The sequence below is a fragment of the Haloarcula sp. HT12 genome (assembly GCF_055271655.1).
In genome coordinates, this window is sequence record NZ_JBUXKW010000002.1 from 280,557 (window position 1) to 292,082 (window position 11,526).

At 66.0% G+C, this 11,526-nt stretch carries 8 protein-coding genes; 4 read left to right on the plus strand and 4 right to left on the minus strand.

What is annotated here, in order from left to right; all coding sequences use genetic code 11:
- Positions 1 to 5 precede the first annotated feature (5 nt).
- On the minus strand, positions 6 to 629 hold the full coding sequence (locus tag ACY9XZ_RS06580) for a uracil-DNA glycosylase (protein ID WP_463456255.1): 624 nt from the start codon (positions 627 to 629) through the stop codon (positions 6 to 8).
- 102 nt (positions 630 to 731) lie between these two features.
- On the opposite strand from ACY9XZ_RS06580, the gene ACY9XZ_RS06585 reads away from it, so the two are divergent.
- Positions 732 to 902, plus strand: coding sequence for a DUF4177 domain-containing protein (locus ACY9XZ_RS06585; protein ID WP_463456256.1), 171 nt, complete (start codon positions 732 to 734; stop codon positions 900 to 902).
- 86 nt (positions 903 to 988) lie between these two features.
- Complete coding sequence (gene ileS, locus ACY9XZ_RS06590) at positions 989 to 4,240, plus strand: isoleucine--tRNA ligase (protein WP_463456257.1); 3,252 nt, start codon at positions 989 to 991, stop codon at positions 4,238 to 4,240.
- Positions 4,241 to 4,302: 62 nt separating this feature from the next.
- On the opposite strand, the gene ACY9XZ_RS06595 is transcribed toward ileS, so the two are convergent.
- The 3 genes from ACY9XZ_RS06595 to hemL all read right to left on the minus strand — a co-directional run bounded on the left by ACY9XZ_RS06595 (position 4,303) and on the right by hemL (position 7,418).
- A complete protein-coding gene (locus ACY9XZ_RS06595; RefSeq protein ID WP_463456258.1) occupies positions 4,303 to 5,157 on the minus strand; it encodes a ribose-phosphate diphosphokinase in 855 nt (284 codons plus the stop codon).
- A 109-nt stretch (positions 5,158 to 5,266) separates the two neighbouring features.
- Positions 5,267 to 6,079 carry an HVO_0234 family beta-propeller protein gene (locus ACY9XZ_RS06600; protein WP_463456259.1) on the minus strand — a complete coding sequence of 271 codons (813 nt, stop codon included), beginning with the start codon at positions 6,077 to 6,079 and terminating at the stop codon, positions 5,267 to 5,269.
- 1 nt (position 6,080) lies between these two features.
- Positions 6,081 to 7,418: a glutamate-1-semialdehyde 2,1-aminomutase gene (gene hemL / locus ACY9XZ_RS06605; protein WP_463456260.1), complete on the minus strand. Its 1,338-nt coding sequence runs from the start codon at positions 7,416 to 7,418 to the stop codon at positions 6,081 to 6,083.
- A gap of 176 nt (positions 7,419 to 7,594) precedes the next feature.
- Between hemL and nasA the strand changes: the two genes are divergently transcribed.
- Positions 7,595 to 9,703, plus strand: coding sequence for an assimilatory nitrate reductase NasA (nasA, locus tag ACY9XZ_RS06610; protein ID WP_463456261.1), 2,109 nt, complete (start codon positions 7,595 to 7,597; stop codon positions 9,701 to 9,703).
- A gap of 320 nt (positions 9,704 to 10,023) precedes the next feature.
- The gene (locus ACY9XZ_RS06615; RefSeq protein ID WP_463456262.1) at positions 10,024 to 11,346 is read left to right on the plus strand and encodes an MFS transporter; all 1,323 of its coding nucleotides are present in this window, start codon (positions 10,024 to 10,026) and stop codon (positions 11,344 to 11,346) included.
- The last annotated feature ends 180 nt before the right edge of the window (positions 11,347 to 11,526 follow it).

The following is an 11,526-nucleotide window of genomic DNA, read 5'->3' on the forward strand; positions in this document are numbered from 1 at the left end:
AGGTTCTAGGTGTCACCGACGCCGGCTACCGTCTCGGCGATAGCCGCCACGTACTCGTCGTAGGCGTACCCTAACCGCGAGAGCCAGACTTCCTGATACGACGGGTGGAGCAACGGGACCACGGGCACGGCTAGCGCCTCGCTGCGCCGTGGTTCGAGCACGTTGTCGAGGAAGCCGTCGAGGCTCACATCGTCCAGCGCCAGCACCGTCTTCGTCGCATGCTTGCCGGTGGTCAGCACCGCCGTTGGCGCCACCGTCGTGACCTCTTCGACGAGATACGGGCGACAGTTCGTCAGTTCCGCGTCGGTCGGGTCGCGGTTCCCCGGCGGGTGGCACTTCACGGCGTTGGTGTAGTAGCAGTCCTCGTGACCGAACCCGGCGTCGGCCAGCACCTGCCGGATTTTCCGGCCGGAACGTCGTGAGGTGTAGGCCATACCGGTCAGATTACCCCCTTGCCACTGTTCAGCGTCGGGATCCCCGTCGGCCGGGGCTTCGCCGACCACCACGAGATCGGCCGATAGCGGCCCGTTGCCCCACGAGATACAGGTCCGGCTCTCGGCGAGTACCGGACAGCGCCGACAGTCCGCCGTGAGCGCGTTCCGCTCCGCTCTGTCCGGCAACTCTGGCACATGTGACGTGAGGGCTGTGAGCGGCAAATCGGTGGCGATAGGAGCGCGTTTCAGCCGCCGGGCAGCACAAAACGTTTGTCCGTGGCCGCTGTCATCGCCTGTATGCCCTCCTACGAGTACAAGACGCTCGATGTCGAGACCGGCGTGTTCGGTAGCAGCAGTATTCCGCTGCAGGAACTGAACGATCTCGGTGCTGACGGCTGGGAGATCGCCGCACCGATAACCGAAAACAGCGGGCAGACATCCGGCTTGCTCCTCCAGCGCGAGCGCTGACGGTGCCACGGAGCAGCCGGCCGTGCCGTCTGAACGGTACACACACAATCGATTGTCCTTTATTGCCGGCGGCGGATGGAACGGATATGGAACGTTTCGCCGCTGTCGACGACCAGTACGACCCCGACGCCGTCGAGGAGGGCGTCTTCGAGTACTGGGACGACGTCGACGCCTACGAGCAGACGAAGGCCCACCGGGCCGACGGCGAGGACTACTTCTTCGTCGACGGGCCGCCATACACCTCCGGCGCGGCCCACATGGGGACGACGTGGAACAAGACCCTGAAGGACTGTTACATCCGCTACCTGCGGATGCAGGGCTACGACGTCACCGACCGGCCGGGCTACGACATGCACGGCCTCCCCATCGAGACGAAAGTCGAGGAGCGACTCGACTTCGAGAACAAGAAGGACATCGAGCGCTTCGGCGAGGAGAACTTCATCGAGGAGTGCAAGGACTTCGCCGAGGAGCAACTCGACGGCCTCCAGAGCGACTTCCAGGACTTCGGCGTCTGGATGGACTGGGACGACCCCTACAAGACCGTCAATCCCGAGTACATGGAGGCCGCCTGGTGGGGCTTCCAACAGGCCCACGAGCGCGGCCTTGTCGAGCAGGGCCAGCGCTCCATCAATCAGTGTCCCCGCTGTGAGACCGGCATCGCTAACAACGAGGTCGAGTACCACGACATCGGCAAGCCGTCTATCTACGTGAAATTCGACCTCGCCGACCGCGAGGGCAGTCTGGTCATCTGGACGACGACCCCCTGGACCATCGTCGCCAACACCTTCGTCGCCGTCGACGGCGACCTCGATTACGTGGGCGTCGACGCGGAGAAAGACGGCGACACCGAACGGCTCTACGTCGCCGAGGCCTGCGTCGAGGACGTATTGAAGGCGGGCCGCTACGACGACTACGAGGTCGTCGAGCGACTCACTGGGGAAGAGATGGTCGGCTGGGAATACGACCATCCGCTGGCCGAGGAAGTGCCCGACCACGCCCAGGGCGAGGGCTCCGGGCAGGTGTACACCGCGGACTACGTCGAGGCCGATCGCACCGGGCTGGTCCACTCCGCGCCCGGCCACGGTGAGGAGGACTTCGAACGCGGGCAGGAACTCGACCTCGAAATCTTCTGTCCGGTCGGCTCCGACGGCGTCTACACCGACGCCGCAGGGAAGTACGCCGGGACCTTCGTCCGCGACGCCAACGACGACGTCATCGACGACCTCGACGCCAACGGTCAGCTCCTCTCCAGCGAACAGGGCCACACCGTCCGCGAGGGACAGTGCTGGCGCTGTGACACGGACATCGTCCGAATCGTCACCGACCAGTGGTTCATCACGGTCACCGACATCAAGGATGAACTGCTGGCGAACATCGAGGACAGCGAGTGGTACCCGCAGTGGGCGCGGGACAACCGCTTCCGTGACTTCGTCGAGGACGCGCCGGACTGGAACGTCTCGCGGCAGCGCTACTGGGGTATCCCCATCCCCATCTGGCTGCCGGAAGACTGGAGTGGCGACATGGACGACGCCATCGTCGTCGGCGACCGCGAGGAACTCGCCGAGCGGGTCGACCAGGACATCGACCCCGAGAGCGTCGACCTGCACAAGGGCACGGTCGACGACCTCACCATCACCGAGGACGGCACGACCTACACCCGCGTCGGCGACGTGTTCGACGTGTGGCTCGACTCCTCCGTGGCGACGTGGGGAACCGTCAACTACCCCGAGCAGACCGAGGACTTCGAGGAGCTGTGGCCCGCCGACCTCATCATGGAGGCCCACGACCAGACCCGCGGGTGGTTCTGGTCCCAGCTTGGCATGAGCACCGCCGCGACCGGCGAGATCCCGTACAAGCAGGTGCTGATGCACGGCTACGCCAACATGCCCGACGGCCGCGGCATGTCTAAATCGAAGGGCGTCCTCATCGACCCCCACGAGGTCATCGAGAAGCACGGCCGCGACCCGATGCGGCTGTTCCTCCTGTCGGTGACCGCCCAGGGCGAGGACATGAACTTCTCCTGGGAGGAGACCGCCGAGATGCAGCGCCGTCTCAACATCCTCTGGAACGTCGCGCGCTTCCCGCTGCCGTACATGCGTGCGGATGACTTTGATCCGGAGAGCGTTGCCATCGGGGGGCAACGAGGCGAAGGCGGCGAAGCCGCCGAAGCGACGACGGTCGAGGATGTCCGCGACGACCTCGAACTCGTCGACGAGTGGGTCCTCTCGCGGCTCCAGAGCGTTACCGAGGCGATGACCGAGTCGATGGACGACTTCGAGAACGACAAGGCCGTCGACGAACTGCTCGAATTCGTCGTCGAGGACGTCTCCCGCTTCTACATTCAGGTCGTCCGCGAACGGATGTGGGACGAGGAGGACAGCGCCTCGAAGCAGGCCGCCTACGCCACCCTCTATCGCGTGCTCGAATCCGTGGCGGCGCTGTTTGCACCGTTCACGCCGTTCGTCGCCGAGCAGGTGTACGGCGCGCTCACCGGCGACGCCGGCCACCCGACCGTCCACATGTGCGACTGGCCCGAGGTCGACGCCGACCTCCACGACCCCGCCCTCGAACGCGAAATCGAGGTCGTCCGCGAGGTCGAGGAAGCGGGTTCGAACGCCCGCCAGCAGGCCGAACGCAAGCTCCGCTGGCCCGTCACGCGCGTCGTCGTCGACGTGGACAGCGACGACGTGGCCGACGCCGTCCGCGCACAGGGGGCCATCATCGCCGACCGGCTCAACGCCCGCTCCGTCGAGGTTGTCGGGGCCGATGCCGAGTGGGGCGAACTCCAGTACTCCGCCGAGGCGGACATGAGCGAACTCGGCCCGGCCTTCGGCGACGACGCCGGCCGCGTCATGAACGCGCTCAACGAAGCCCGCGTCGCCGAGCAGTCACTCGATACCCTCGAAGGTACGGTGAGCGGCGCGCTCGGCGAGGACGTCAACCTCACCGAGGAGATGGTCGAGTTCCGCCGCGAGACGCCCGAGGGCGTCACCGGGACGGAGTTCGCGGCGCTGGACGGCGGCGGCGTCGTCTACGTCGACACGACCCTCACTGAGGACATCGAGAGCGAAGGCTACGCTCGCGAGGTCATCCGCCGCGTCCAAGAGATGCGGAAAGACCTGGAACTGGATATCGAGGAACGCATCGTCGTGGACCTCGCTATCGACGACGAGCGCGTGGATTCGCTCGTCCGAGAACACGAGGCGCTCATCAAGGAAGAGGTCCGGGCTGACGAACTCGGTGCGGTTGAGGACGGCCATCGAAAGACGTGGGACGTGGAAGGGATCGAGATGGAGATCGCGATAGCACCGGTCGCTACGGCTGAAGCGTCGGATTAACGCGGCACGCAGCCGCGTTACAACGAGCGGGATTTTTCGGCCTCGTGTTTCAGCACCGGTGTCTACAGCTCTTCGGCGACGACCGGCGCGGCACTGACCTCGCTGACCGCCCGCTCCAGGGTGTCGGTGCCGTAGACCGCTTCGACGCCGGCGCTGTTCAGTTTCGTCAGGGCGTTGCTGGCGAGCATCGGGTGGACGCAACTAACGAAGATTCGCTGGGCGTTCCGCTCGTCGAGGACGCCGACGGACTCGCTCATCGTCGAGCCCGTGGCGATGATGTCGTCGACCAGCACGATGTCCCGTCCCTCGACCGGCGCGTCGCTGGGGCTGATTTCGATGTCGCCGGTGTCGTAGTCCCGCTCCTTCTCGAAGAAGTCCGTCTCGCCGTCGCCGTAGGCGTCCCGGACTGTCTTCGCGAGGCCGATTGCGCCCTCGTCGGGCGAGAGAAACAGGGGGTCTTCCAGGGTCTCCGGCAGCGGATCGGCGAGCACGCTCGCGGCGTCGACGTGGGTGGCCGGCACGTCGAAGAAGCCACAGACGGCCGGTTCGTGGGGGTTCACCGTCAGCACGCGGTCGGTTCCCGTCGAGATCGCACGGGCCATCGCTCGCGAGGACACCGGCTCGCCGGGCTTGAACGCCTCGTCCTGGCGAGCGTAGCCCATGTACGGGATGACAGTGACGACCTCGCTCGCGCCGCTTTCGCGGGCCGCGTCCTGCAACTGGAGCAACTGGAGGTGCGCGTCGCTGTCGACGGTCGAGGCGACGACGACCGCTCGCTCGCCCGACACCGCCTCGGGGACCCGGACGACGTGCTCACCGTCGGGGAACCGTTCGTACTCGACCCGTCCCAGCCGCTCGCCCGTCACGTCGGCGAGGGTCGCCGCGAACGCCTGCGTGTCCGCCCCGGGGATAATCATATCCGGTGGGTGGCTGCCCGGGCTAAACCCTGTTTCGGTTCCGTAAGCGGGTGGGCCGCGTGAGACAGTCACGCGGGCGCTTGGCTCTGCCGGGGCGGGCCGCGCTCGGTCAGGCGACAGCGACGCCGACGACGTCGGGGACGCCCAGCGAGCGCTGTCGCCAGCCGCCCTGTCCGTCGGCAGTCGCCTCGGCCGCGGTCGCAACGAGGAAGGTGCCGTTCTCGGTGATGGCGTAGGTGTCGTCGCCGTAGGTCACGTCGACCACGCGCTCGGTCGCCGGCAACGCACAGGGCTCCCACGCGCCGTCCGTCAGTTCGTACAGGCCGTCCGCCGCGGCGGCGTGGACCCGGTCGCCGTCGCTTGCAACCGCGAGGTGGCGACCCGACCGGACCTCGGTCCACTCGCCGTCGCTGCTCCCCCTCTCGTACCGGTACAGTCCGCTCTCGGTCGCGGCGTAGTCGCCGGCCACGTCGGCCACGTCCACCAGACCGAGCCGGTCGAGGTCGGGCAGGGCGTACACGCCTTCTGCCGCGGCGAGACGGTCGCCGTCGATGGCACGCACGTCGTCGACGTTTCCGAGTTCGGTCCATTCGCCGTCGTCGTATCGAGCGACGCGACCGCTGCCGGCCGCGAGCAGTCCCTCGCCGTCGTAGCCGACGGCAGTGGCCGGTCCGAACCCGGTCGAGACGAAGCCGTCGTCGGTCAACACGAGCACGGTCTCGTCGGTGGCGACCGCGACTTCGCCGCTCGCGCCGGCAACGTCCCGGGCGGTACAGCGCTCACTCAGGCTGAACCGGCCGATCTGGCCGCCGGCCGTTTCGACGCGGGTGACGCCCAGCCCTGACGCGACGTACGCGTGGGTCTCCGGGCGTTTCTCGCCGTACATCCGTTTTTCCGAGAGTGCGATGTCGTCGTCGCTCACCTCATATCGCCTCTTTGTATGCTTCGAGCGCATTCTCTATGTCCTCACCTGTGTGGGCATCACAGATGAACTGTGACTCGAACTGGTTCGCCGTGAGGAACACGCCCTGGTCCTTCATCGCGGGCCAGAACAGTCGCTCCCACCGCTCTGTCTCGGCCTGTGTCACGTCGCCCCCGGTCTTCGGACAGTACTCGAACCGCGGACAGGACTCCCGCTGCCGGCAGCCAGTCTCACAATGTCCCTCGAAGGAATCTGGACCGTCACGGGTGAAGATGACCTTGAACATCGAGTCCCGGCCGACGACGGTGTACTCGGGGGCCTGGTCACGGAGGATGTCCTGCAGGCCCGAGCGGAGTCGGTCGCCCAGTTCGTTGATGTGGTTGTATACATCGTGTTCAGCTGCATACCGCAACGTCTCCAGGCCGGCCGCCATCGTCACGGGGTGGCCCGAGAACGTCCCGGACTGGAACACGTCGCCGGCGGGCGTGAACTGCTCGATGATCTCGCTTTTGCCGCCGATAGCTCCCACAGGAAAACCGCCGCCGACGATCTTTCCGAACGTGGTGATGTCGGGGTCGATGTCGAACGCGCCCTGGGCGCACTGGAGGCCGCCGACGCGGAAGCCGGTGATGACCTCGTCGAAGATGAGCAGGGAGCCGTGGTCGTCACACAGTTCCCGGAGCGTGTCGTGGTAGCCCTCGACCGGGTGGACGATGCCGTAGTTCCCGAGGATGGGTTCGGTGAGGACGGCCGCGATGTCGTCGCCGTGTTCCTCGAACACCTCGTGGGCGGCTTCTTCGTCGTTGAACGGCACGGTCAGCGTGTGTTCGGCGAAGCTCTCGGGGATGCCGGGGCTGGATGGGGCCGTGTGATCCCCCTCGCCTTCGACCAGCGTGGACTCCTGTGCGCCGTGGTAGCCGCTTTGCATCACGACGATCTTGTCCCGGCCGGTGTAGCCACGAGCCAGTCGGACCGCCGAGACCGTCGCTTCGGTCCCGCTGTTGACGAACCGCAGCATCTCGACGCTGGGGACGTGTCGGGTGACGAACTCGGCCAGTTCGACCTCGACCTCGGTGGGTGCGCCGTACATCGGCCCCTCGGCGGCGTGTTGCTGGATGGCCGACTGGACCTGCTCGGGGAGGCTATGGCCGAGCAGTAGCGGCCCGTAGCCCATGACGAAATCGATGTACCGGTTGCCGTCAGCGTCGATGACGTGCCCGCCGTCCCCCTTCTCGACGAAGAACGGGTAGGGCCGTGTGGCTCGCACGGAGGAGTTGACGCCGCCCGACAGCACCGACAGGGCGCGGTCGTACAGCGCTCGTGACTGCTCGTGGTTCATACGCTGCCGTTTGACCGCTGCCAGAAAGAAACTGTTGTTACCCGGCCGCACTATAACCTAGTAGACGGATGTAACACTCTGACGAGAAAAATAAGTATTTCGTAAAGAGTTACTGTTATACGGTGGGTGTTCATCTATATACGCACGATGATAACATCCGAACGTACTGGAATATTATGCAAAATTGGACATATGGGCGTCGGAACGGCGCGTGGGTGGCTGTGAGCGACTGGGTTCCGACGACATGTATGCGGTGTGCTGTGGGCTGTGGCCACATGCATCAGGGCGCTGACGAGGGGTACGGTATCGACGCCGCTCGCGGCGATGCCGCCCATCCGGTCAGCCAGGGACTCGCCTGTGCCCGTGGCCTCAGGGAGAGCAAGGCCCCCGACGGGGAGTGGCTCACCCGGCCGATGGTCCGTAGCGGCGGCGAACTCCGCCAGACCCAGTGGGACGTGGCGCTGGCTCGCGCCGTCGAGGGGCTCCAGGCCGTCCATCAGCAGGACCCCGATTCCGTCGCCGTCCTCGGAAGCGGTCAGCAGACCAACGAGGCCGCCTACGCGCTGGGGAAGGTCGCTCGCGGCGGCTTCGGGACGACGAACTACGACGCCAACACGACGCTGTGTATGGCGAGTGCCGTCACCGCCTACTACCAGGCCTTCGGCAGCGACGCGCCGCCGTGTACCTACGCCGACATCAGCGACGCCGACCGCCACCTCGTCTGGGGGGCGAACCCGGCGGTCGCCCACCCCGTGATGTTCCGCTGGATTCAGCAGTCCGCCGACGAGGAGGGCGTCGAAATCATCGTCGTTGACCCCGTCCGCTCCGAAACCGCGGAGAACTCCGAGCACCACGTCGCACCTGATCCCGGGAAGGACCTCGCGCTGGCCCGGGCCGTGCTCGCCCGCATCGTCGAGACGGGGCGGGTCGACCGCGAGTTCGTCGACGAGGCCACGGAGGGGTTCCAGGACCTGCTTTCGACGCTGCCTGACGCCGACGACGCGGCCGCCGATGCTGGCGTCGAGATGGCCGACGTGGACCTGCTGGCCGACGCGATGGACCAGCAGGCGCTGGTCTACTGGGGCATGGGCATCAATCAGCACGTCCAGGGGACCGAGACCGCCCGGGCGCTCATCGACCTGACGCTGGCGACGGGGAACCTCCGGCCCGGCGGCGGCCCGTTCTCGCTGACCGGCCAGGCCAACTCGATGGGGACCCGCATCTGCTCCTCGAAGGGGTCCTGGCCCGGTCAGCGGGCCTTCGAGGACCCGGACCACCGCCGGCTCGTCGCCGACCACTGGGACGTGCCGGTCGACCGCCTCCCCGACGACACCGGTCCCGGTCCGGTCGGGATGCTCGAAGAAGGCCCCGAGGCCGTCTGGGCCGTCGCAACGAACCCCGTGGCCGGCATGCCCGAGGCCGATTCGGTCCGCGAGACACTCGAAGACGCCTTTGTCGTCGTGCAGGACGCCTTCCACACCGAAACGACGGAAATCGCCGACGTGGTCCTGCCCGCCGCGACGTGGGGGGAAAGCGACGGGACGACAACGAACATGGAGCGGACCATCTCCCGGGTCCGGTCGGCGACCGACGTCCCAAGCGGCGTCCGGTCGGACCTGGACATCATCGCCACTATTGGCTCGCGGCTGTTCCCCGGCCTCTTCGACGGCAAGACCTCTCCAGACCCGTCGGACGTGTTCGACGAGTTCGCCGCGCTCACTGAAGGGACGGTCGCCGACTGCTCGGGCATCACCTACGAGCGGCTGGACGACGTCCACGCGGTCCGGTGGCCGGCACCGGACGAGGCGAGTTCGGGCGGCTACCGCTACTACGACGACGAGTCGTGGTCGTTCCCGACGCCGTCCGGCCGGGCGCAGTTCTCGACCAGTCGTCAGGGGTCGCTCCCGGAGCCGACCGACGACGACTACCCGCTGACGCTCACGACGGCTCGCGAGGCCGACGGGTACAACACCGGCGTCCGGTCCCGCGGCGGGGAGGCCGGCACGCTGGTGGCCCGCATCCACCCCGAGACGGTTGCGGAACACAGCGGGCTCGTCACCGACGAGCAGCTGACCGTCGAGACCCGCCGTGGCTCCGCGACGGTCGCCATCGACCGCGACGAGGGCGTTCCTCGCGGGATGGTCTGGCTCCCGATCCACCACCCGGCGACGAACCGGCTGACGCTCTCGGACCGGGACCCCCAGTCCGACGAACCGAACTTCAAACAGTGTGCCGCCCGTCTCGTGGCGGCCGAGGCCGAACTGCCGCCGGCGACGGCTGACTGAGTCCAGCCACGGCGCAGCCTGCTCGATTCGTCAGCGCACGATTCTCTGGCTGAATGCGACTCACTCCAAATATGTCCAATTATCCCCGCATATGTTGGGCGTTCAATGTCCTTAAAGAGGGGATATTCGATGATATATTTCCCAACCATCCACTCAGTCGGGGTGGAATAGCCGTTATGTAAAGGGATACTGTTATTAAATGGTGGGACTTTCGGACTTCATGTACTGATGTGGTCACACATCCAAAATAAAACCGAATTGGTGGACAAAAATTCGTTAATAACCGTAAATAACCCTCACTCCGTAACTGAGGTGTTGCCATGGGTCTGATCAAGATGACGAAGTACCGGACGCTGCTGCTGGCGACCATCGGATTCAACTTCTCGTTTCTCATCTGGTTCTCGTTTGCGCCGTTTACCGGCCCGATGGCCGAGGAGTTCGGGCTGTCGACCGCGGAGATCGGTATCCTGGCGAGTTCGGCCATCTGGATGGCACCGTTCGGTCGGATGCTCACCGGGTGGCTCTCGGATAAGTTCGGTGCGCCGGCCATCTTCGCCATCGTGCTGGCGTACGTCGGCGTGTTCTCGATCGGGAGCGCCTTCGCACAGAACTACTCCGTGTTCTTCGTGTTGCGACTCATCGTGGCGACGGCCGGCATCACGTTCGTCATCGGTATCCAGCACGTCGCCGAGTGGTTCGAAGAGGAGAACCTCGGCCTGGCGGAGGGCATTTACGCCGGCGTCGGGAACGCCGGTGCCGCCGGCGGGGCGCTCATCCTCCCCCGCGTGTTCGGGACCGGCTGGAACGGGCCGCTGTTCTCGACGAACTGGCGAGCCGCGTTCTTCTACACCGGCATCGTCTCCATCTTCCTCGCCATCGCCTACTACACGCTCGGCGAGGCCGCGAAGACCGAGGAGAAACGCCAGGCGACCAAAGAGAACACCAGCTTCAAAGGCTGGCTGCACACGGCCACGCGGTACGGCACTGTCGTCCTCGCCGCCGCCTACATCATGTCGTTCGGTCTCGAACTGTCGATGAACGGGTGGCTCGCCACCTACTACCGCGAAGCGTTCAACCAGGACAACCTCGTCATCGCGAGCACCTTCGCGGCGACGTTCTCGATTGCCGCGGGGCTGCTCCGGCCGTTCGGTGGCTACGGCAGCGACCTGCTGGCCCGCAAGGAGAAGAACATCCTGCCGTTCTTCGAGGGCCAGTACCGCGGACAGTGGACGTTCCTCGGGCTCTGTTTCATCGTGGTGATGATGTTCGCCATGACGCTGGCCGGCCTCTCCGGAGTCCTGCTGAATGCCGTCGTCATCGGCTTCCTCGTGGGCACGGGCTGTGCCTGGGCTGAGGGCGCGATCTTCGCACAGGTGCCCGCGATGTTTCCCAACGACTCGGGCTCGGTTGCGGGCGTCGTCGGCGGCGTCGGCACCGTCGGCGGCATCGTCTACCCGCTGTTTTACTCCGCGCCGTGGCTGGCGAACCTCCATATCGGGTACTCCGTGGCAGCTCTCACAATGCTCCCCATCGTCGCCCTGTCGGCGTGGGTGTTCCGACCGGAGATCGCGAAAGTCGCTAACACGGCCGGGTTCGTCGGGAGTACGCAGGAAGGTCCCACCGTCGCCTCCGGCGACGACTGACATCCTCACGGCAGCCGTTAGTGGCAGGTGACGGCCACTGCCAGCAGTTTCTCACACTGATTTAGTGTCGAGTTCTGGAACAGACACCGGGGACCGGTTTGTCCCTCGACCCACTCGCACGGCTTTCGACAGTCGATGCCGAGGAGCGGATAGCGCTGACCTGGCGCGCGCAACTGACAC

Coding starts and splice junctions, on each gene's coding strand:
- ACY9XZ_RS06595 (WP_463456258.1), bottom strand. CDS start 5,157: ATGATTATCCCCGGGGCGGACACGCAGGCGTTCGCGGCGACCCTCGCC.
- nasA (WP_463456261.1), top strand. CDS start 7,595: ATGCAAAATTGGACATATGGGCGTCGGAACGGCGCGTGGGTGGCTGTG.
- ileS (WP_463456257.1), top strand. CDS start 989: ATGGAACGTTTCGCCGCTGTCGACGACCAGTACGACCCCGACGCCGTC.
- ACY9XZ_RS06585 (WP_463456256.1), top strand. CDS start 732: ATGCCCTCCTACGAGTACAAGACGCTCGATGTCGAGACCGGCGTGTTC.
- hemL (WP_463456260.1), bottom strand. CDS start 7,418: ATGAACCACGAGCAGTCACGAGCGCTGTACGACCGCGCCCTGTCGGTG.
- ACY9XZ_RS06615 (WP_463456262.1), top strand. CDS start 10,024: ATGGGTCTGATCAAGATGACGAAGTACCGGACGCTGCTGCTGGCGACC.